The organism is Ornithinimicrobium murale, from assembly GCF_003352835.1.
In the GTDB taxonomy this organism is placed as follows: Bacteria; Actinomycetota; Actinomycetes; order Actinomycetales; family Dermatophilaceae; genus Ornithinicoccus; species Ornithinicoccus muralis.
Map to the genome: position 1 here is coordinate 17,969 of NZ_QLVD01000019.1, position 19,748 is coordinate 37,716.

20 protein-coding genes are annotated in these 19,748 nt (G+C 70.4%); 17 read left to right on the forward strand and 3 right to left on the reverse strand.

The genetic code is table 11. The features are described 5' to 3' along the window. The first annotated feature begins 62 nt into the window (after positions 1 to 62). The 17 genes from DPQ65_RS06465 to DPQ65_RS06545 all read left to right on the forward strand — a co-directional run bounded on the left by DPQ65_RS06465 (position 63) and on the right by DPQ65_RS06545 (position 17,899). On the forward strand, positions 63 to 1,007 hold the full coding sequence (locus DPQ65_RS06465; protein ID WP_114906569.1) for an IclR family transcriptional regulator: 945 nt from the start codon (positions 63 to 65) through the stop codon (positions 1,005 to 1,007). After that, a complete protein-coding gene (locus DPQ65_RS06470) occupies positions 1,004 to 2,176 on the forward strand; it encodes an acetyl-CoA acetyltransferase (RefSeq protein WP_114906570.1) in 1,173 nt (390 codons plus the stop codon). Before DPQ65_RS06465 ends, DPQ65_RS06470 begins: the two co-directional genes overlap by 4 nt. Beyond that, on the forward strand, positions 2,173 to 3,813 hold the full coding sequence (locus tag DPQ65_RS06475) for an acyl-CoA synthetase (RefSeq protein ID WP_202863035.1): 1,641 nt from the start codon (positions 2,173 to 2,175) through the stop codon (positions 3,811 to 3,813). Before DPQ65_RS06470 ends, DPQ65_RS06475 begins: the two co-directional genes overlap by 4 nt. Further along, positions 3,810 to 4,730 carry a PPC domain-containing DNA-binding protein gene (locus tag DPQ65_RS06480; protein WP_114906571.1) on the forward strand — a complete coding sequence of 307 codons (921 nt, stop codon included), beginning with the start codon at positions 3,810 to 3,812 and terminating at the stop codon, positions 4,728 to 4,730. Before DPQ65_RS06475 ends, DPQ65_RS06480 begins: the two co-directional genes overlap by 4 nt. Continuing rightward, positions 4,730 to 5,524, forward strand: coding sequence for an SDR family NAD(P)-dependent oxidoreductase (locus DPQ65_RS06485; protein ID WP_114906572.1), 795 nt, complete (start codon positions 4,730 to 4,732; stop codon positions 5,522 to 5,524). The genes DPQ65_RS06480 and DPQ65_RS06485 overlap by 1 nt, the downstream gene beginning before the upstream one ends. Beyond that, positions 5,524 to 6,057, forward strand: coding sequence for a gamma carbonic anhydrase family protein (locus tag DPQ65_RS06490; protein WP_114906980.1), 534 nt, complete (start codon positions 5,524 to 5,526; stop codon positions 6,055 to 6,057). Before DPQ65_RS06485 ends, DPQ65_RS06490 begins: the two co-directional genes overlap by 1 nt. Positions 6,058 to 6,265: 208 nt before the next feature. Then, entirely contained in the window at positions 6,266 to 7,039 is a 774-nt protein-coding gene (locus DPQ65_RS06495) for an inositol monophosphatase family protein (protein WP_114906573.1), read from the forward strand. Between the two features lie 249 nt (positions 7,040 to 7,288). Then, positions 7,289 to 8,542 (forward strand): substrate-binding domain-containing protein, encoded by a 1,254-nt coding sequence (locus DPQ65_RS06500; RefSeq protein WP_238146721.1) that lies wholly within the window; start codon positions 7,289 to 7,291, stop codon positions 8,540 to 8,542. Continuing rightward, positions 8,539 to 9,333 carry an ABC transporter ATP-binding protein gene (locus DPQ65_RS06505; RefSeq protein WP_420330073.1) on the forward strand — a complete coding sequence of 265 codons (795 nt, stop codon included), beginning with the start codon at positions 8,539 to 8,541 and terminating at the stop codon, positions 9,331 to 9,333. Before DPQ65_RS06500 ends, DPQ65_RS06505 begins: the two co-directional genes overlap by 4 nt. Further along, entirely contained in the window at positions 9,330 to 10,100 is a 771-nt protein-coding gene (locus DPQ65_RS06510; protein WP_114906574.1) for an ABC transporter ATP-binding protein, read from the forward strand. The genes DPQ65_RS06505 and DPQ65_RS06510 overlap by 4 nt, the downstream gene beginning before the upstream one ends. Beyond that, complete coding sequence (locus tag DPQ65_RS06515) at positions 10,097 to 10,972, forward strand: branched-chain amino acid ABC transporter permease (RefSeq protein ID WP_114906575.1); 876 nt, start codon at positions 10,097 to 10,099, stop codon at positions 10,970 to 10,972. Before DPQ65_RS06510 ends, DPQ65_RS06515 begins: the two co-directional genes overlap by 4 nt. Then, a complete protein-coding gene (locus DPQ65_RS06520; protein WP_238146722.1) occupies positions 10,969 to 12,177 on the forward strand; it encodes a branched-chain amino acid ABC transporter permease in 1,209 nt (402 codons plus the stop codon). Before DPQ65_RS06515 ends, DPQ65_RS06520 begins: the two co-directional genes overlap by 4 nt. Continuing rightward, complete coding sequence (locus DPQ65_RS06525; protein ID WP_114906576.1) at positions 12,174 to 13,829, forward strand: class I adenylate-forming enzyme family protein; 1,656 nt, start codon at positions 12,174 to 12,176, stop codon at positions 13,827 to 13,829. Before DPQ65_RS06520 ends, DPQ65_RS06525 begins: the two co-directional genes overlap by 4 nt. After that, on the forward strand, positions 13,826 to 14,515 hold the full coding sequence (locus DPQ65_RS06530; RefSeq protein WP_114906577.1) for a TetR/AcrR family transcriptional regulator: 690 nt from the start codon (positions 13,826 to 13,828) through the stop codon (positions 14,513 to 14,515). The genes DPQ65_RS06525 and DPQ65_RS06530 overlap by 4 nt, the downstream gene beginning before the upstream one ends. Then, complete coding sequence (locus tag DPQ65_RS06535) at positions 14,512 to 15,246, forward strand: 3-hydroxybutyrate dehydrogenase (protein ID WP_114906578.1); 735 nt, start codon at positions 14,512 to 14,514, stop codon at positions 15,244 to 15,246. The genes DPQ65_RS06530 and DPQ65_RS06535 overlap by 4 nt, the downstream gene beginning before the upstream one ends. After that, positions 15,243 to 16,175: an alpha/beta fold hydrolase gene (locus DPQ65_RS06540; protein ID WP_238146723.1), complete on the forward strand. Its 933-nt coding sequence runs from the start codon at positions 15,243 to 15,245 to the stop codon at positions 16,173 to 16,175. Before DPQ65_RS06535 ends, DPQ65_RS06540 begins: the two co-directional genes overlap by 4 nt. Before the next feature lie 92 nt (positions 16,176 to 16,267). Further along, positions 16,268 to 17,899 carry a hypothetical protein gene (locus DPQ65_RS06545; protein ID WP_114906579.1) on the forward strand — a complete coding sequence of 544 codons (1,632 nt, stop codon included), beginning with the start codon at positions 16,268 to 16,270 and terminating at the stop codon, positions 17,897 to 17,899. A 206-nt stretch (positions 17,900 to 18,105) separates the two neighbouring features. Here DPQ65_RS06545 and DPQ65_RS06550 read toward each other — a convergent pair whose 3' ends face one another. Genes DPQ65_RS06550 through DPQ65_RS06560 form a run of 3 tightly spaced genes read right to left on the reverse strand, consistent with a single transcriptional unit; the run spans position 18,106 to position 19,744 of the window. Then, complete coding sequence (locus DPQ65_RS06550; protein ID WP_114906580.1) at positions 18,106 to 18,609, reverse strand: ASCH domain-containing protein; 504 nt, start codon at positions 18,607 to 18,609, stop codon at positions 18,106 to 18,108. Between the two features lie 48 nt (positions 18,610 to 18,657). Continuing rightward, positions 18,658 to 19,038 carry a DUF2304 domain-containing protein gene (locus tag DPQ65_RS06555; protein WP_114906581.1) on the reverse strand — a complete coding sequence of 127 codons (381 nt, stop codon included), beginning with the start codon at positions 19,036 to 19,038 and terminating at the stop codon, positions 18,658 to 18,660. Positions 19,039 to 19,048: 10 nt separating this feature from the next. Further along, a complete protein-coding gene (locus tag DPQ65_RS06560) occupies positions 19,049 to 19,744 on the reverse strand; it encodes a glycosyltransferase family 2 protein (protein ID WP_114906582.1) in 696 nt (231 codons plus the stop codon). Between the last annotated feature and the right edge of the window lie 4 nt (positions 19,745 to 19,748).

Sequence of the window (19,748 nt, forward strand, 5' to 3'; positions counted from 1 at the left end):
ATTGCCATTCCATAATACGGACCGCACTTTACGTCTCATGCTGCGGTCTGCATACTGCATCTATGCGCGAAGATGCCACCAGCGACCCGCTGGAGACGGTCCGTGACCGGGGCCAGATCACGAGACGTTCTGCAACATGGAACATCGTCCACGCCATGGACGAGTCTGCGGCAGGGTCTGGTGCCCAGAGCATCCACCGCGCCCTCACGCTGCTGAACCTGCTCGGTGTCATGGCCCGTGACCGACCCGATGGCGTCACGCTCGCCGACCTGGCGCACGTCAGCGGACGCCCCAAGGCGAGCGTCCACCGGGTGCTCAACGCCCTGGTGCAGCTGGGATACGCCGAGCGCATCGAGCCCTCTGGGCGCTACCGCCTCGGGCTGCAGTCCCAGATCCTGGGTGAGCTGGCCGGCGAGCGGACCGATCCGCTCCTCCGGCTCGCCAGCCCGAGCCTGGTGCGGATCGCCGAGCTCTCCGAGGACACCACCTTCCTGACAGTCCGGCAGGGGTCGTTCTCGCTGTGCGCACGCCGTGAGGAGGGCTTCGGGGAGATTCGGAACAACGCCCTGGCTGTGGGCGACCGGCACCCGCTGGGGGTCGGTGCCGGCAGCCTGGCCATCCTCGCCGCCCTCGAGGACGCCGAGGTCGAGCACGTCATCGAGGTCAACGGCGAGATCATGAGTCGTCGGTACCCGCGCATCTCGGCCGACGTGCTCCGCGGGATCGTCGACCGCACCCGGCGCGACGGCTATGCCCTGAACGAGGGCCTGGTGGCTCCCGGCTCGTGGGCGGTCGCCGTCATCATCAACGTCCCCGGACGGGGACCGACCGCAGCACTGTCGGTCGCCAGCATCGAGCCGCGACTCAGCGGCGCCCGCCGCGACGAGCTCGTGGCGGTCATGAAGAAGGAGGCCTCGGTCATCGAGGCCTCCCTCGCCAACCAGCAGCACGACGAGGGCGCCGGACCGGTGTCCCCGAGAGCACAGGCCCCGAGGAGGACCTCATGAGCACATCACCCGTGATCACCGGCTGGGCGCACAGCCAGTTCGGCAAGTCGCAGGAACCCGACGTCGAGACGCTCCTGGCGGGGGTGACGGCCGAGGCACTGCAGCACGCGGAGGTCGGGGCCGACGAGGTGGACGGGATCTTCGTCGGTGTCTTCAACGCCGGCTTCTCCCAGCAGGGCTTCGAGGCAGGCCTCGTCGGTGTCGGGCAGCCCTCGCTCGGTCGGGTCCCCGCTGTGCGGCTGGAGAATGCCTGCGCCACCGGGTCGGCCGCGCTCTACGCCGCTCTCGACTTCGTCCAGTCCGGCCGCGGCAAGGTCGCGCTCGTCGCCGGGGCCGAGAAGATGACCGCCTCGCCGCACGAGGTCGTCAACAACGCGCTGCTGCACGCGTCCTACCGGGCCGAGGAGGAGGAAGCGGGCAGCTTTGCCGCGATCTTCGGGCAGATCGCCGAGCAGTACTTCGCGCGCTACGGCGACCACGCCGACACCCTGGCCCGGATCGCCGCGAAGAACCACGCCAACGGCATCCACAACCCCTACGCCCACCTGCGCAAGGACTTCGGCTTCGACTTCTGCAACACCGTCTCGGACAAGAACCCCCTGGTTGCCGGACCGCTGCGTCGCACGGACTGCTCGATGGTCTCCGACGGTGCCGCCGCCCTGGTCATTACCGCCGCGGACCTGACGGACGCAGCACCCCGGGCGATCAGCTTCCGCGGCCGCGGGCAGGCCAACGACCACCTGCCGCTGAGCAAGCGCGCGGACGTGCTGGAGTTCGTCGGCGCCAAGGACGCCTTCACGCGGGCGATGACCGAGGCCGGCACGAGCCTGGAGGACCTGTCTCTGCTGGAGACGCACGACTGCTTCACCGTCGCCGAGCTGCTGGAGTATGAGGCCTTTGGGCTGGCCGAGCCGGGCAAGGGCGCGACCGCCATCGAGAGCGGTCGCACCACCCGGGACGGGGACCTGCCGGTCAACCCCTCCGGCGGTCTGAAGTCCAAGGGCCACCCCATCGGTGCCACCGGCGTGAGCCAGCACATCATGGCTGCCATGCAGCTCGCCGGGGAGGCCGGAGACATGCAGATCGAGGACGCCGACGTCGCCGGGGTGTTCAACATGGGCGGTGCGGCCGTCGCCAACTACTTCTCGGTGCTGGAGCGCACCAAGTGAGCGCGCAGCTCCAGGAGGCCCGTCCCGCGCACGGCAGCCCGTTCGAGCAGCTGATGCCCATGGCAGCCCTACGGCCGCAGGTGCGGGCCGTGAGCCTGGCGCAGTCCCTGCGCCACAACGCCCAGCGGTTCCCTGACCGGGACGCCGTCGTGCACGGGCAGACCCGGACGAGCTGGGCCCAGCTGGACGCCCTCGTCGACGACCTGGCCGCCGCGCTGCAGGCCGACGGCATCGGCCGTGGCGATGTGGTGCTGGTGCACTCTGCCAACCACATCGAGCTGATCCAGGTGATGTATGCCACCTGGCGGATCGGGGCTGTCTTCGCGCCGACCAACTTCCGACTCACCCCGGGAGAGGCCGCGGGGCTGGCCGAGCTGTGCCAGCCGAAGGCCCTGATCTGTCACGTCGATTTCCCCGAGCACGCTGCGGCCGTGGCGGCCGAGGTCGACCTGGCCGCCGGCACCCGCTGGATCGGTGCCCCGGCCGACCACGAAGGTGCGATTCTCGGCATACCGAGCGGTGTTGTGCCGGCGGACGTGGACCTGCTGCCGGGCGACCACGCGTGGTACTTCTTCACCTCCGGCACCAGCGGCCGGCCCAAGGCCGCGGTGCTGACCCACGACCAGATGGGCTTCGTGCTCACCAACCACCTGTGTGACCTGATGCCGGGCACCACCGAGAACGACGCCCACCTAGTGGTCGCGCCCCTGTCGCACGGCGCGGGCATCCACCACGCCGCCCAGGTGGCCCGGGCCGCCAAGACCGTGCTGCCGACCTCGGCGAGCATGGACACCGACGAGCTCTGGTCGCTGGTCGAGCGCGAGCAGGTGACGAATATGTTCACCGTGCCGACCATCCTGAAGACGCTGGCCGAGGCGCCCGAAGCGGCGCAGTACGACCACTCCTCGCTGCGCTACGTCATCTACGCCGGCGCCCCGATGTACATGGCCGACCGCGACCACGCCCGGCAGGTGCTGGGTGAGGTTCTCGTGCAGTACTACGGCCTGGGGGAGGTCACCGGCAACATCACCGTGCTGCCTCCGCACCTGCACAGCCGGCCGTCCCCGGAGGGCGTGGAGTTCGGGACCTGCGGCTTCCCCCGCACCGGGATGGAGGTCAGCATCCGCACCGAGGACGGCGCGGAGGTCGCGACCGGTGAGCAGGGTGAGATCTGTGTCGCCGGCCCGGCGGTCTTCGCGGGCTACCTCAACAACGACCAGGCCAACGCCGAGGCCTTCCGGGACGGCTGGTTCCGCACCGGTGACCTGGGGATGCTGGACGAGGAGGGTTTCCTCTATGTCACCGGCCGCGCCTCGGACATGTACATCAGCGGCGGCTCCAACATCTACCCCCGGGAGATCGAGGAGAAGATCCTCAAGCACCCGGCCGTGGGGGAGTGCGCCGTGCTCGGTCTGCCCGACCCCAAGTGGGGAGAGATCGGCGTGGCCGTGTGTGTGCCCAAGGTGGGGGAGGACCTGGACGAAGCGCAGCTGCGGGCCTTCCTGGACCCCCTGATGGCGCGCTACAAGATGCCCAAGAGCTTCGTCTTCTGGGACGAGATGCCCAAGTCCGGTTACGGCAAGATCGTCAAGCGCACCATCCGGGAGACCCTGCTCGCCCAGGACGGCACCGTATGACGCGTGGCAGCTCGGCACCGACGGTCGCCGGCCGCGCGGGCGAACCCTTGGTCTATCCGGGGCCGGCCCCGGCGGAGCGGCTCGTCTCGGTGCCCACCCCCGTCGTCGTGGTGCGCGATGAGCTGGCTCCTGGTGAGGTGCTGACCGACGCGATCTGGGCGCTGCTGGAGCCGACCGGGGCGCTCGCGGCCTGCGTGGAGCTCGGCACGGGCACGTTCGGTCACCTGCCCTTCGTCTTCCCGGCGATCGGTGCGGATCCCGCCATGCCGGTGTCCTTCACCGAGCCGCACGTGGCCCCGGGGCCGGCCATGGTGCTCAGCGGTTCGGGCACCGTGGGCTATCGCTTCGGGGAGCGGTTCACACACACCCACGCGACCTGGCTGGACGCCCGGGGCCGCCTGCGCGGCGGGCACCTGCTGCCCGAGGCGCGGGTCGGCGACGTCCCGATCGAGGTGGTGCTGCGAGCCCTTCCTGGGGCTGAGCAGCTCAGCGACAACGACCCGGAGACCGGCATGCCGGCCTTCACCCCGCGGCGCGTTGAGGGTCCGGTTCGCCAGGCTCTCGAGGACTCGCCCCGCGCGGTGATCTCCCGGGTCCTGCCCGGCGTCTACCTCGACGAGGCGGTGCTGCGGGTCTGCCGGGAGGCCGGGTTCGCGAAGGCCCGGGTGCGGGCCAGCCTGGGCAGCACGGTCGGTGCGCGACTCCTGGCCGAGGACGGTGAGATCCATGAGGTCGCCTGGCCGGCAGTGGAGTTCACCCAGCTGGTGGGCGGCGCCGACCTGTCCGGTCCCGAGCCGGTGGTCGAGCTGCAGGGCACCCTGGTCGACATCTACGGCGAGGTGCACAACGGCGTGATCGCGCTGGGAGAGAACCCGGTGGCGGTCACCTTCGAGCTCTACGTGGAGGAGATTCTCTGATGGCAGGACGTGTGCAGGGCAAGGTCGCCCTCGTGGTCGGAGCAGGCTCCGTGGGCGACGGGGTCAGCAACGGTCAGGCGGCCGCGGTCACCTACGCCCGGGAGGGCGCCGCTGTCGGCTGCGTCGACATCTCGCTGGAGGCCGCCGAGGCCACTGTCGCGATGATTGAGGCCGAGGGCGGCACAGCGGTCGCCCTGGCCGCCGACGTCACCGAGGAGACCCAGGTGGCCAGCGCCGTGGAAGGTGCCGTGTCCGCCCTGGGGCCTGTCGGCATACTGCACAACAATGTCGGGGCGACCTTCCTGGGTGGGCCGACCGAGATCTCCCTGGAGTCCTGGCACCGGGCCTTCGCGATCAATGTCGACTCGGTGCTGCTCACCACGAAGTACGTCCTGCCCTCGATGATCGAGCGGGGCAGTGGTGCCATCGTCAATATCTCCTCGGTCGCCTCGCTGCGTGACGTCGGCTACGACTACCCGGCCTATATGGCGGCCAAGGCCGCGGTGGACCAGCTGACGGTGTCGATCGCGCTGCGCAACGCCGCGCACGGCATCCGGGCCAACTCGGTTGCGCCCGGCTTCATCGACACTCCGCTGGTGCGCGCGCAGCTGCACTCCCAGGCGGACTCGATCGAGGAGCTGCTCGCGACCCGGCACGCCGCCTGCCCACCTGGCAGGATGGGCACGCCCTGGGACGTCGCCAACGCGGCGCTCTTCCTCGCCTCGGACGAGGCGGCCTATGTCAACGGGGTGTGCCTGCCGGTCGACGGCGGCCTGACGATGAGAGCGGTGTGATGACTGAGAACTCCGGACTGGTCCTGCCCCTCGGCGACCGGGTGCCCGAGGTGCACCCCGACGCCTGGCTTGCCCCCCACAGCGTGGTCTCCGGGCGGGTCACCATCGGGGCCGGCACGAGCATCTGGTACGGCGCCTCCGCGCGGGGTGACTGCGAGGACATCACCGTCGGTGCGCACTCCAACCTGCAGGACAACGCGGTGATCCACGCCGACCCCGGGTCCCCGGCCAGCATCGGCGACAACGTGTCGATCGGCCATGCCGCGGTCCTGCACGGGTGCACGGTGGGCGACGGTTGCATCATCGGGATGGGCTCGGTGGTCCTCAACGGCGCCGTGATCGGCGAGGGCAGCATGGTCGCTGCGGGTGCGGTGGTGCTCGAGGGCACTCAGGTGCCGCCCGGCTCGCTGGTGGCCGGCGTGCCGGCCAAGGTGCGCCGTGAGCTGACCCAGGAGGAGACGGCGGGCATGCGCGCGTCGATCGGGCACTACCCGGGGTTGGCGACGATGCACCGCACCGCCCTGGACGGCTGACCCCTACCCAAACCCCGACCGAGCGCGTCGTGGCGCGTCTTTCTGGTTGACCGGGCGCGTCGTGGCGCGTCTTTCTGGTTGACCGGGCGCGTCGTGGCGCGTCTTTCTGGTTGACCGGGCGCGTCGTGGCGCGTCTTTCTGGTTGACCGGGCGCGTCGTGGTGCGGGCCCCTGCTCCTCGGGCGGTGCTGGCCGGATAGGTTGAGGCTGTGGACACCGACGCGATGCTCAGTCTGCTGCAGGAGGTGGCCGAAGAGGTCATCAACCCCCGATTCCGGGCACTCGCCGGACACCAGGTGATTGAGAAGAACCCCGGCGACCTGGTCACAGTGGCCGACCGGGAGGCCGAGGTCCTGATCACCCAGCGGCTGCAGCAGGCCTATCCAGAAGCGGTCGTCCTGGGGGAGGAGCACTATGAGACCAATCGTGCTGTCCTGCAGGAGTATGCCGAGGCGCACCATGCCTTCACCGTCGACCCGATCGATGGCACCAAGAACTTCGTCAACGGGTCCAAGGACCACGGCGTCATGGTCGCCGAACTGCTGGGACCGGACGTGGTGCGCAGCTGGATCTGGCAGCCGCAGCACGAGGTGGCCTACGTCGCCGAGCGTGGCTCGGGTGCGTTCCGCAACGGCGAGCGCCTCACCCGCCCGCCGGTCCTGGACCCAGAGGCACCGCGGGGAGTGACCTCGCACCGCCGGTGGATCGGCACGAGCCTTGGCGAGCTGCCGCCCATGGAGCTCACCTGGATCTGCTGCGCCGTTGACTACCCGATGCTCGTGGAGGGGGCGGCCGACTACATCGTCTACAAGGGGCGCCAACCCTGGGACCACGCGCCGGGGTCGTTGCTGCTCAGCGAGGCCGGCGGCTTCCTGGGCACCTTCGGCAGCGCGGCCTACGACCCACGGACGATACCGGCCAACGGGATCATCGGCGCCGCCGACCGTGAACTCTACGACCTCCTGGTGCCGCTGATTCCCTAGATTCGCGTCGGGCGCCCACGCGCTCGGTGGGGTTCTGGGTCGGGCGCCGGCGCGCTCGGTGGAGTTGTGGGGCGGGCGCCGGCGCGCTCGGTGGGGTTCTGGGGCGGGCGCCGGCGCGCTCGGTCGGGGTTTTGGGGTTCGTGATCGCATTGTGACCGTGTCCGCGTTGACTTGGGGGCGCGACGTCGTTACCTTCATGTCGAAACCTGAATCACCTTTCAGGTTGCGGATCACACAAAGGAGTGCTCGATGGCACGCTCGTCCCTCATGGCCCTGTCACTGGCCGCGGTCCTGGCGCTGGCCGCCTGCGCCCCGTCCGCCTCCGATGACGACACCGACGCCGACAACGGCGGCGGGAATGACGACGGCGGCACAACCGCCGAGAACGGCGCCGGCGGCGAGGACGCGGGGGGCGGCGACCCCTACCCGGTCGGCATCATCTACTCCGAGACCGGCCCACTGGCCGCCTACGGCGAGCAGTACCGCGCGGGCCTGGAGGCCGGCATCGACTACGCCACCGACGGCACGGGCGAGATCGACGGTCGCGGGATCGAGATCACCTACCGGGACGACGCCGGCAACCAGGACACCGCGGTCGCCGCGGCCAAGGACCTGATCGGCCAGGACTACAAGATCCTCGGCGGCACGATCGTCTCGGGTATCGCGGTCGCGATGGCTGACCAGGCCGAGCAGAACGAGATCCTCTACATCTCCGGCCCAGCCGCGGTCGACGCCCTCACCGGCATCAACGACTACACCTTCCGGTCCGGTCGGCAGAGCCTGCAGGACGTCGCCGCAGCCGGCGCCTTCCTGGAGGGTGAGGCCGACAAGGTGGTCGTCTTCGCCCAGGACAACGCCTTCGGACAGGGCAACCTGGCAGCCGTCGACGCCGTGCTCGGTGCGAGCGGGGCCGAGGTGAGCAGCGTGATGGTCCCCGAGGACGCCACTGAGTTCACACCCTTCGCCGCCCAGCTCAAGGACGCCGAGCCGGACATGATCTTCGTCGCCTGGGCCGGCGCCACGTCCGCCAACATGTGGCAGGCCCTGGACCAGCAGGAGGTCTTCGACGTGGCCCCGGTCGTCACCGGCCTGGGTGACTCGGTCACCTTCGACGCCTACGGCCCGGTCGCGGAGAACATCAGCTTCCTGAACCACTACTTCCCGGGCGCTCCGGACAACGAGGTCAACACCGCGATGGTCGAGGCGGTCGAGGAGGACGGAGGCACGCCGGACCTGTTCACACCGGACGGCTTCGTCGCCGGCCAGATGATCGTCCACGCCCTGAGCGAGGGTGACGGCGACGTCAACGCCATGATCGACTCCCTGGAGGGTTGGGAGTTCGAGGGGCCCAAGGGCACCACGACCATCCGTGAGAGCGACCACGCCCTGTTGCAGGAGATGTACACCGCGAGCCTGGTCCAGGAGGGCGACTCCTGGGTGCCCGAGCTGATCGACACCGTGCCGGCCGAGGACGTCGCACCGCCGGAGGCGTCCGGCAAGTGATCGCAACCCACCACGACCCCAGTGCGGGCGGGGTCAGCACGCCGCCCGCGCTGGAGGTCCGGGACCTGTCGCTGAAGATCGGTGGCGCACAGATCCTGGAGGACATCTCCTTCACCGTGCCGGCCGGTCAGATCGTCGGCGTCATCGGCCCGAACGGTGCCGGCAAGACCACGCTGTTCAACCTCGTCTCGGGTGTCCTGGCCCCCACCGGTGGCAGTGTCCTGCTGGACGGCCGTGACGTCACCGGTCGCTCGGTCACCCAGCGTGCCGTCGCCGGCCTGGGGCGCACCTTCCAGACGTCGTCGGTCTTCCCTGCGCTGTCGGTGCAGGAGAACGTCCGGCTCGCCGCCCAGGTCGCCGCCGGCCGGGCGCTCTCCCTGCTGACCTTCCCGCGCCGTGGCGACGCGGCCAGCAGCCGGGCCCGCGACCTGTTGCGCGAGGTCGGGCTGGCCGACCGGATGGACTTCCGGGCCGGTGACCTGCCCCACGGTGACAAGCGCAAGCTCGAGATCGCCATGTTGCTGGCCACGGACCCCTCCGTGGTCCTGCTCGATGAGCCGATGGCCGGTGTCGCCTCCGGTGACGTCGCCGGGCTCACCGAGGTCATCCGCAGCCTGCACACAGAGCACGGCTGCACGGTGCTCATGGTCGAGCACCACATGGAGGTGCTGCTCGGCCTGGTTGAGCGGGTCGCCGTGCTGCACTTCGGCAACCTGCTGGCGATCGACAGCCCGGATGCCGTGATGGCCGACCCGACCGTGCAGAGCGCCTACCTGGGAGAGCCCGTATGACGCCCGCTCCCGTCCCCGAGACCGCCGCCCCTGGGGCCGTGGTCGGCTCGGGCGAGCACATCCTGTCCGTGCGGGGCCTCACCGCCCACGTCGCCGGCCAGCAGGTCGTCGAGCACGTCGACCTCGAGGTGGCCGCCACGGGGGTCACCGCCCTCCTCGGCCGCAACGGGGTCGGCAAGACCTCGACGATCAAGGCGGTCATGGGGTTGATCGGTCGCACCGGAAGGATCGACCTGGCCGGTCAGGACATCTCCGGGCTGCCCACCCACAAGGTGGCCCAGCTCGGTGTCGGCTACGTGCCCGAGGACCGCGAGGTGTTCTCCGCGCTCACCGTCAGCGAGAACCTGCGGATCGCCGAGCGCCCGGGGCATGCGCACCAGTACGACCTGGTCTACGACCTGTTCCCCGAGCTCAAGCAGCGTGCCGGCCAGGCGGCGGGCACGCTGTCCGGTGGCCAGCAGCAGATGGTCTCGCTGGCCCGGGCGCTGCTCAACGACAACCGGGTGCTGCTGGTGGACGAGCCGACCAAGGGGCTGGCCCCGCGGCTGGTCCAGGAGGTTGGTCAGGTCCTGGCGCGGGCCGCCGAGGTGGTCCCCGTCCTGCTCGTCGAGCAGAACCTCCAGGTGGTGCGCGAGCTGGCCCAGCACGCCGTCGTGCTCACTGGCGGACGGAGCGTGCACCACGGAGCGGCAGCAGCGTTCCTCAACGACCCAGAGCTGACCCAGCGCCTGCTGGGCGTCAGCACCGGAGCGGAGGGATCGGTGTGAGCGAGGTCATCCTGCTGGCTGTCACCGGTGTCGGTCTTGGCGCGATCTACTTCCTGGTCGCCTCGGGCCTGTCCCTGATCTACGGGCTGATGCACGTCCTGAACTTCGCCCACGGCGTCTTCCTGACCCTCGGTGCCTTTCTCGGGCTCGAGGTCGCCCAGCGACTGGGCGCTTCCACGTGGACCGGCTTCGCCGTGTCCCTGCTGGTCGGCGCTCTGGCCGGAGCCGCATTCGCGGCGCTGACCGAGCGGGTGCTGGTGCAGAAGCTCTACAACCGGCACATCGAGCAGGTGCTGGTCACGGTCGGCCTCGGCCTGGCTGCGGTGGCGCTCTTCGACGGCATCTGGGGCACCGACCCGCGCTTCCCGCGGGGACCGGCCTGGCTGAGTGAGACCACCACGATCGGGGGCGCCAACATCCCGAACATCGTGTTCGTGGCCATCATCTCGGCAGCAGCCGTCCTGGCCGCGGTCGTCCTCTTCCTCAAGCACACCCGCTACGGCATGATCATCCGCGCCGGCGTGGAGAACCGCGCCATGGTGACCGCCCTCGGCATCGACGTGCGCAACGCCTTCACCCTGGTCTTCACGATCGGCGGTGCCGCGGCCGGCATCGGTGGCGTGCTGGCCTCACACCACTTCGGCTATGTGTCCCCGATGCTCGGGCAGACCCTGCTGATCTTCGCGTTCATCGTGACCGTGATCGGTGGCCTCGGCTCCCTGATCGGTGCAGCGGTCGCCTCCGTCCTGGTGGCGCTGTTGCAGCAGTTCGCCAACTTCTACCTGTGGGGCACCGGGGACTTCGCCGTGGTGATCCTCCTGGCCCTGGTGCTACTCACCCGCCCCTCCGGCCTGATGGGGAGGAAGGCATGACCAGCAGGAACACACAGAACATGGACACCAGAGTCAAGGACAAGGTGTCAGCGATGCGGGCGGCCGCTGCGCCGCCCGCGGACGACGCCGGTGCCACCGGCTCACGGTCCAGGCTGCTCGGGCTGATCGCGCCCGTCGGGCTGGTCGTGCTGCTGGCGTGCCTGCCACTGCTCAACCTCTCGATCCCGGGGGTTCTCCCGGGAGCGACCTACACCCCGGGCACCCTGCACCTGCTGGCCCTGGCCATGGTGATGGCAGGTGCCGCGCTCTCCTACAACCTGCTGTTCGGCGTGGCCGGCCTGCTCTCCTTCGGCCACGCGCTCTACTTCGGTCTCGGCGCCTACGGCCTGGGAATCGTGATGGAGGAGCTCGAGCTCGGCCTGGTGCCGGCGACGCTGGTGGTCATCATGGCCGGGATCGTCCTCTCGACGATTCTGGGTGCCGTGTCCCTACGGGTCACCGGGATCCCGTTCGCGATGGTCACGTTGGCCTTCGCCCAGGCCGGCTTCGTCCTGGTGCGCAAGAATCCCGGGGGCCTCACCGGCGGCGAGGAGGGGCTGCGGCTGCCGACCGACTATGTGCCCGACTGGTTGGTGGGGGTGGCCGACACGCGCAACCTCTACTGGGTGGCGCTGGGAGCCCTCGTGCTGGCCTTCGTCATCGCGACCTGGGTGCAGCGCAGCCGGGCCGGCCACGTGGCCGAAGCGGTCCGGGAGAACGAGCTGCGCGTGCAGGTGCTCGGCATGCGGCCCTTCCTGGTGAAGCTGGCGATCTTCGTCGCCGCCTCGGTCATCGCGGCGGGCATGGGCATGGTGCACCTGCTGCTCAACTCCGGTGCCGTCCCGCACACGATGAGCGCCGAGTTCACCATCTCGCTCCTGCTCATGGTGGTGCTGGGAGGCGTCGGCTCCCGGTGGGGCGCCGTGGCCGGTGCGTTCGTCTACGTCATCCTCAGCCAGCGTCTGGCCGTGCTGGCCCAGTCCTCGGCCATCGACGACCTGCCCGCCGTGCTGGCGATCCCGCTGTCCGAGCCGATGTTCATCCTGGGCACCATCTTCATCCTCGTGGTGCTGTTCCTGCCCGGTGGCCTCGCCGCCCTGGGGCTGCGGGCGCGGGCGCTCTTCTCACGCCGGGCACGGTCGCAGCTGGCTGATGGCGAACGCACCCCGGGCGACCTGGTGCAGGAGGATGATCAGCGATCATGAGCAGCGACGTGACCCCCAGCCACGCTGCCCCGGGCCCACACACCCTGGGGCGTTGGCCCACCGACCGTGCGCGGCTGCACCCCAGCCGGGTGGCCATCGTGGACCGCGGCGTGGAGCTGACCTACCACGACCTGGATGAGCGCTCCGGGGCCCTCGCCCAGTCGTGGGAGCGCGCCGGCTACCGCCGCGGGGACCGGGTCGCCACGCTGGTCGGCAACAGCGCCGAGCACGTCATCGCCCTGTTCTCCTGTGCCCGAGCCGGGTTGGTGCTGGTGCCGCTGTCCTGGCGGTTGACCGCCACTGAGCTGGCCGACCAGCTGACCCACGCTGACCCGGCCGTCCTGCTGGTGGAGGAGGAGACCGAGACCCTCGCCCGGGGCGCCCTGGCGCGGCTCGCCGCCCCCGTCCCCACGGCATACGTCGGGCAGGTCGGGGTGGAGCAACCGGTGCCGGCCCCGTGGCACAGCACCCACGACACCACCCGGTATGCCGAGGCGCACCTGCCCGCCGCGGCCGCCGGTCGGCTGGGACCCCGGTTGGCCGAGGCGGGCCCGGTGCAGGACGAGGACCCGTTGCTGATGGTCTTCACCTCGGGTAGCTCGGCGCGGCCCAAGGCCGCCGTGCTCACCCATGCCTCCTGTTTCTGGACGAACCTGTCGCTGTCCCGCACCCTGGAGCTGGACGAGTCCGACGTGGTGCTCAGCGTGCTCCCGCAGTTCCACGTCGGCGGGTGGAACATCCAGCCGCTGCTGGCCTGGTGGACCGGTGCGACCGTCGTGCTGGAGCGGTCCTTCGACCCGGCCCGTGCGCTCAGTCTCATCGCCGAGCATCGGGTCACCACGATGATGGGCGTCCCGACGCACTACGCCCGGCTGGCCGAGCACCCCACCTTCGACCGCACGGACCTGAGCGCACTGCGCAGCGCCGTCGTGGGAGGGGCCCCGATGCCGGCTCCGCTGCTGCGCATCTTCCACGAGCACGGCGTCGCGCTGACCCAGGGGTATGGCCTGACCGAGGCCGGGCCCAATGTGCTCTGCGTCCCGCCCCGCCACGCGATGGACCGCATCGGCTGGGCCGGGGTGCCCTACCCCCACGTCGAGGTGCAGCTGGCCGACCCGGTGACGGGCGAGCACCTCAGCGGTCCCGGCACCGGTGAGCTGCTGGTGCGCGGGCCCGGGATGTTCGCTGGCTACTTCCGGGATCCCTCAGCCACCCGGGCGATCTGGCGGGACGGCTGGCTGGCCACCGGTGACGTGGCCACGCGGGACGAGGCGGGTTATCTGCGCATCGTGGACCGGCTGCGCAACATCTACATCTCCGGTGGCGAGAACGTCGCCCCGGCGGAGGTCGAGGCAGCCCTGCGGATGCACCCGGCCGTGGAGGACGTGGTCGTCGTCGGCGTGCCGGACGAGCGCTGGGGGGAGCGCGGTGTCGCGCTCGTCGTGCGCCGCACCGGTGTGGTGACCGACGCGGCTGAGCTCACCGAGCACTGCCGGGAGCGGCTAGCTGCCTTCAAGGTGCCGGCCGCCGTGCACTTCGTGGGCGAGCTGCCCTACGGATCGCTCGGCAAGATCGCCCGGCAGGCCGCCCTGGACGTTGCCCTGGCGGCCGAGGGGTCCGCCAGCCACACGACATACGGAGGTCAGCGATGAGCACCCAACCGGTCGACCGCACGGCCCGGACACCCCGCGGGGCCCGCACGCGGGCCAAGCTGCTCGAGGCGGCCGAGCACGTCTTCGCCACCGTGGGCTACCACGAGGCCTCGATCGTCAAGATCACCGAGCAGGCAGGGGTCGCCCTCGGCACCTTCTACACCCACTTCGAGGGCAAGAAGGAGATCTTCGACGAGGTCGTCCTCGACCTGTCCCAGCGGGTTCGGCACGCCATGAGCGAGGCCTCCACCGGTGAGCAGGACCGGATCGCGGCAGAGCGGGCGGGGTTCCGCGCGTTCTTTGCCTTCACCGCGCAGCACCCGGCGCTCTATCGGATCATCCGGCAGGCCGAGTTCGTCTCTCCGTCGGTGATGCGCCGGCACTACGACAACATCGTCGACGGCTATGCCTCCGGGCTCGAGGCGGCCCGGGCCCGCGGGGAGATCCGGGACGTGGACCCGGTCGTGGCTGCCTGGGCGCTGATGGGCGCCGGTGAGCTCATCGGGATGCGGTGGGTGCTCTGGGAGGACGCCGACCAGATCCCCGAGGGGGTCTTTGAGGGGCTGATGGACGTGATCCGTGGGGCACTGGCGCCGACCGCGCCGGACACCCCCGGTCCGAACCTCCCCAAAAATGCGCAGGGGGCGGTCCAAACCTCCCCAGAAATGGAAGGGACACAGGGATGACGCGCAAGGCACTGGTGACCGGAGGTGCGAGCGGCATCGGTGCCGCCATCGCCCGTCAGCTCGCCACGGACGGGCTGCACATCGTCGTGGCCGATCGTGACGCGGAGGCCGCCGAGACATTCGCCGGCGAGATCGGGGGAGAGGCCTGGGTGGTCGACCTGTCCGACGCCGCGGCGCTGGAGGACCTGCGGCTGGACTGTGACGTGCTGGTCAACAACGCCGGCATCCAGCGGGTCGCGCCGATCCACGAGTTCGCCCCCGAGGACTTCCGGCTGATCCAGCGCCTCATGCTGGAGGCGCCGTTCCTGCTGGTCCGGGCAGCCCTGCCGCACATGTATGCGCAGGGCTGGGGCCGGGTCATCAACGTCTCCTCGGCGCACGGGCTGCGCGCCTCGGCGTTCAAGGTCGCCTATGTCTGCGCCAAGCACGGCCTCGAGGGGCTATCGAAGGTGACTGCCCTGGAGGGTGCCCCGCACGGGGTGACCTCCAACTGCATCAACCCCGGCTATGTGCGGACTCCGTTGGTGGAGCAGCAGATTGCCGACCAGGCCGCCACCCACGGCATCCCGGAGGATGAGGTCATCGAGAAGATCATGCTGACCCGCTCGGCGATCAAGTCCCTGATCGAGCCCGCGGACGTCGGCGCGCTCGCCGGGTTCCTGGCCAGCGAGCCAGCGCGCATGGTCACCGGGACCTCCTACGTGATGGACGGCGGGTGGACGGCCCAGTGACCACCTCGCAGATGTTGCCCTCGCTGGCCGCGGTGGTAGGCGACCGCTACAGCCCACACCAGGTGCAGGTGCGCGGCGGCATGATGCATGTTGGGGTCTGGGAACCGGCCAACGGTGCCGCCGACGCCCCCACGGTGCTGGCGATCCACGGCATCACGGCCTCGCACGTCGCCTGGCCGCTGCTCGCCCAGGCCCTGCCGGACGTGCGGCTCATCGCACCTGACCTGCGGGGGAGGGGGCGTTCTCGGGATCTGCCCGCGCCCTACGGCATGCCGAGCCACGCCGATGACGTCGCGGCGGTGCTGGACCACTTCGGGGTCGATCAGGTCGTGGCGGTGGGCCACTCGATGGGTGGCTTCGTGTCCCTCGTCCTGGCCGACCGGCACCCGCACCTGGCCAGCGCCCTGGTGCTGGTGGACGGTGGCCTGCCGCTGCTGCCACCCGAGGGGGTGGAGCCCAGCGATCTGTCGCTGGCGATCCTGGGCCCGGCCGCGGAGCGGCTCGCGATGACCTTCCCGGACCATGCGGCATACCGACAGATGTGGCGCGAGCACCCGGCCTTCGCCGAGTGGACCGACCTGACCAGCGCCTATGTCGACTTCGACCTGGTGGCCACCGAGGACGGTGCGCTCCGTCCCGCGACCCGGGTCGAGGCGCTCGAGGAGGACATCAGGGAGCTGGTCGACGGGGACTCGCTGCTCAGAGCGCTGGCCAATCTGCGCCATCCGGCGTCCTGGCTGCTGGCTCCGAGGGGTCTGATGGACGAGGTGCCGCCGCTCTATCCGGAAGCGGCGCGGCTGCACTGGACCGCCGAACATCCCGGGTTGGAGGTGGCCGAGATCGAGGGGGTCAACCACTACACGATCGTGATGCTGCAGCGGGGGATCGACCAGGTCGTCCCGCACGTTCGCCGGGCCCTCGAGCGCTGAGGACCGCCCGAGGGTCACGATCCGGTGCACTCCGGTGACGATCCGATAACGGGCGGCAGTCGTCTGGCTGAGGACGCCTAGCGTGGAGCCCGATGTCCACGAGCTCCCGGGTCGGAGGCTGGGTCGCCGTCGTGGCGCTCAGCCTCTCTGTGGCGCTCACGTCGCTGCCTCCGCGAGGCGGGCCGGTGGCCGGGCTGGCGCCGACGCTCGACCTCGATCTGGGTCAACTGCTGTGGCCGTGGCGCTGGCTGGAGGCTGACCCCCGGCTGGTGCTGATGATGCCTCTGGTCCTTGCCGGCGTGGTGTTGTGGGCACGGCCCCGGTGGCTCGCTGTGGCCGCCGTGCTGCCGGCAGCAGTCGAGGTATGGCAGTACCTCGTCCCGGCACTGGGGCAGGTGGCCGCGGCCCGCGATCTTGCCCACGCCTGGATCGGTCTGGTGAGCGGGGCACTGCTCGGCCTGATCGGCACCCTGGTGGTCCGGGTCACTCGCCGGGTCCTGCATTCCCGGGTCGCCGCGGTGCGCTGGATGGTCCCGGTGGCTGCTGTGACGGTGTCCTTTCTGGTCGTCTCGACGGCCTGGCCCTCTCCCGAGACCGAGGCCGTGGCTGACCCGGCCGACCCGCAGGGTCCACTCCTCGGTGAGGACTTCCACGGTGGCGGGGAGCCCGCCGCTGAGGTCGCTGCGTGGATCGACGAGGGCATCCTGCCGGGGGCCGGCACCGCGCACGAGGACATGGCCCGGGCCGCGCTGAAGGACCTGCGGCTGCTCACCCTGGGGCTTGACGCCGGGACCCTTCCGGCAGCGGGGCCGGCCGCAAAGTGGGACTACTTCTGGCCGCGCGACGGCGCCTTTGTCGCGGTGGCGCTCGCCCAGACCGGTCATGGTGCCGACGCCGCTCGCGTGTTGGACCTGGTCGCCGACCTCTATCTGGACCCGCTCTATGGCTTCGACGCGCGCTACCTGCTGGATGGCGCACGCGTCGTGGAGGACCCGCGCGGTGCGCAGGTGGACGGCTGCGGCTGGATCCTGTGGGCCGTCGCTGAGACCCGCCAACACACCGCTCTGTCCGTCGAGGTGGACGACCTGCGGGACCGGTGCACCGACCAGCTCCTGCGCGCGACCGGGGGAGGCGGCCACCTGGCGGCCCCCAGCCCGGACTACTGGGAGCGGGCCACCTTCGAGCGGCTGCTCGGTGCCAATGCGCCGTTGGTGCTGGGTCTGCGGTCGGCGGCGGCGGACTACCAGGCCGGTGGGCAGCAGGCGCGTGCCGCGTCCGTGGCTAGTGCTGCCGACCGGCTCAGGGGACGGGTCGCGGACCACTTTGGCCCGGGCTTCGAGCGCACGGCCACCGGCGGGGGAGTCGATGCTGCCAGCGCCATGCTGATGCCGCCCTTCGACCCGGAGCCGCTGCCGGGCGCACGTGAGGCGTGGATCGGCTATCAGGAACTGGCGGCGCGGCCCGGAGGTGGTCTTGCCCCGGGCGCGGACTGGAAGCAGGACGGGGTGTCCTGGACACCCGAGGTCGCGCTGGTGGCCTATACCGCGGCCGCCGACGGGCAGACCGGCGTGGCGGAACACTGGCTCGACTGGCTCGACGCCCATCGCGCGCCGTGGGGCGCGCTACCGGAGAAGGTCGGGCCGGACGGCGAGCCAGGCGGGCCGGCCCCGCTGGGGTGGACCAGTGCGCTCGTGCTGCTCACGCTCGACGAGCTTGAGATCTGACCCCTCGGCAGAACAGGCAGCGTGTCTGCACAGTGGCCGGGCGATACCGACCGCCACACGCACCCCCCCCGTCAGCTCGGCGTGTCGTGCACGATGCCGATGTCGCTGCGACGTGTCGCGGATCAGAGCGGAGGTCTTGGAGCGGCGCTCGGCACCCTTCGGGTTCTGGCGCGGTCGGTGGGGTGGGGGGTCGGGTTCTGACGCGCTCAGTCGCCGGTGTCCGCGGCGTAGAGGATCGTGAACTCCTCGAGGATGACCGGCAGGTCGTCTGTCACGGGTGCACCGCCCGCGGACTGCTCGAAGAAGCGGCGGTGCACATCGCGCCAGTGCCCGAGGCTGAGGTCGCCCTCTCCCTCGGCCGCCGCGTGGGCCGCATCCACCTCACCGAACGGCACGGTGCGCACTGAGGTGGTCTGAATCAGAGCCCGTGGCCGCCCCTCGCCATCGGTGATGATCGACAGGTCGCCCTCCTCCGGTTCCCGCTCCTCGCCGTCGACGTAGTCACGCTGGGCCGAGGACGTGGCGGTCTTGGTGCCCGAGAGCACCAGGTCCAACAGCTCGTCGGCATCGTCGGGGCCCGCCCCGAACGACCAGGCCGGGGGAGCCAGTGACTCACGGGCTGTCACGCCCAGATAGCCGGGGACCCGGTTGGCCTTGGCGCGGACACGGGCGTCCTCCCAGAAGGACTGAATGGGGTCGTCGGTGCTCATCACGGCCTCTCGTCGGGTGAGGTTGAACCCTACAGACATCGCGCGCGGTCAGCGCGGGTCGTGCGCAGAACCGTTGGTGGAGCCCGGCCGGGGGCGGATCGCGTCGCTGAGCGCGATGTGCCTGGCGAGCACGGTGTTCTGCTGCTCGAGCTGACGCATCCTGCGATAGCTCGCGGCGACGTAGCCCAGGAAGGTGATGGTCAGACCGTAGAGCAACAGATCGGCGCCGCGGCCCACGCCGACGGTCTGGGCCACCTGGGTCAGCAGCGGCGGGAACAGGATCGCCATCGCGGCCAGCAGCACGAACCCGACCAGGAGCAGGCGGCGCACGGCCTGGTGCCGGGCGCCGGCGGTGGAGCGGGTGAGCAGGATCGTCACGCCCACGATCCCGACGAGCAGGATGACCTTGATCAGTGGTTGGTCCAGCATGGGTCCGCCCTCACTTCACGATCGTGTCGATCAGGATGTTGATGGAGTTCATCAGCGACTGCCCCTTGGCCCGGGAGTAGTCGGTGTAGACGATGAGCACCGGGTGCTCCACCCAGGGCAACCGGGTGCGTGCCAGCTGCAGCACGATCTCGGTCGCGTGGGCCATCCGGTTCTGCTCCAGGTCCAGGTGCTCGGCGGCATCGCGCCGGATCACCCGCAGCCCGTTGTGCGCATCGGACAGGCGCAGCCCGGTCTGCTGGTTGGTGATCCACACCGCTCCCTTGAGGATGATCCGGCGCAGCAGTCCCGGCTTGGTGCGTCCGTCCAGGAACCGGGAGCCGAAGACGATCGCGGCCTCCTCCTCGCGAGCTCGCTCGACCATGGCCGCGGCGTCCTCCACCCGGTGCTGACCGTCGGCGTCGAAGGTCACGACATACTGCGCGTCGGTGGCACGGAGGACATAGTCGATGCCGGTCTGCAGTGCGGCGCCCTGTCCCAGGTTGAACGGGTGCGTCACCACGACAGCCCCGGCCTCGCGGGCCGCGCGGCCCGAGCCGTCGGTGGAGGCGTCGTCGACACACACGATGTGCGGGAAGGTCTCGCGTGCACCGGCGATCACCTCACCGATCACGGTGGCCTCGTTGAACAGCGGGATGACGAGCCACGCGTCTGCGATCGGTCCGGCGACCGGGGGCGTTAGGCTCATGGCT

Bases quoted from the DNA above. Each gene is read 5' to 3' on its own strand.
- DPQ65_RS06465 (WP_114906569.1), top strand. From the start codon at position 63: ATGCGCGAAGATGCCACCAGCGACCCGCTGGAGACGGTCCGTGACCGG.
- DPQ65_RS06470 (WP_114906570.1), top strand. From the start codon at position 1,004: ATGAGCACATCACCCGTGATCACCGGCTGGGCGCACAGCCAGTTCGGC.
- DPQ65_RS06480 (WP_114906571.1), top strand. From the start codon at position 3,810: ATGACGCGTGGCAGCTCGGCACCGACGGTCGCCGGCCGCGCGGGCGAA.
- DPQ65_RS06485 (WP_114906572.1), top strand. From the start codon at position 4,730: ATGGCAGGACGTGTGCAGGGCAAGGTCGCCCTCGTGGTCGGAGCAGGC.
- DPQ65_RS06490 (WP_114906980.1), top strand. From the start codon at position 5,524: ATGACTGAGAACTCCGGACTGGTCCTGCCCCTCGGCGACCGGGTGCCC.
- DPQ65_RS06500 (WP_238146721.1), top strand. From the start codon at position 7,289: ATGGCACGCTCGTCCCTCATGGCCCTGTCACTGGCCGCGGTCCTGGCG.
- DPQ65_RS06510 (WP_114906574.1), top strand. From the start codon at position 9,330: ATGACGCCCGCTCCCGTCCCCGAGACCGCCGCCCCTGGGGCCGTGGTC.
- DPQ65_RS06520 (WP_238146722.1), top strand. From the start codon at position 10,969: ATGACCAGCAGGAACACACAGAACATGGACACCAGAGTCAAGGACAAG.
- DPQ65_RS06525 (WP_114906576.1), top strand. From the start codon at position 12,174: ATGAGCAGCGACGTGACCCCCAGCCACGCTGCCCCGGGCCCACACACC.
- DPQ65_RS06530 (WP_114906577.1), top strand. From the start codon at position 13,826: ATGAGCACCCAACCGGTCGACCGCACGGCCCGGACACCCCGCGGGGCC.
- DPQ65_RS06535 (WP_114906578.1), top strand. From the start codon at position 14,512: ATGACGCGCAAGGCACTGGTGACCGGAGGTGCGAGCGGCATCGGTGCC.
- DPQ65_RS06545 (WP_114906579.1), top strand. From the start codon at position 16,268: ATGTCCACGAGCTCCCGGGTCGGAGGCTGGGTCGCCGTCGTGGCGCTC.
- DPQ65_RS06550 (WP_114906580.1), bottom strand. From the start codon at position 18,609: ATGAGCACCGACGACCCCATTCAGTCCTTCTGGGAGGACGCCCGTGTC.
- DPQ65_RS06555 (WP_114906581.1), bottom strand. From the start codon at position 19,038: ATGCTGGACCAACCACTGATCAAGGTCATCCTGCTCGTCGGGATCGTG.
- DPQ65_RS06560 (WP_114906582.1), bottom strand. From the start codon at position 19,744: ATGAGCCTAACGCCCCCGGTCGCCGGACCGATCGCAGACGCGTGGCTC.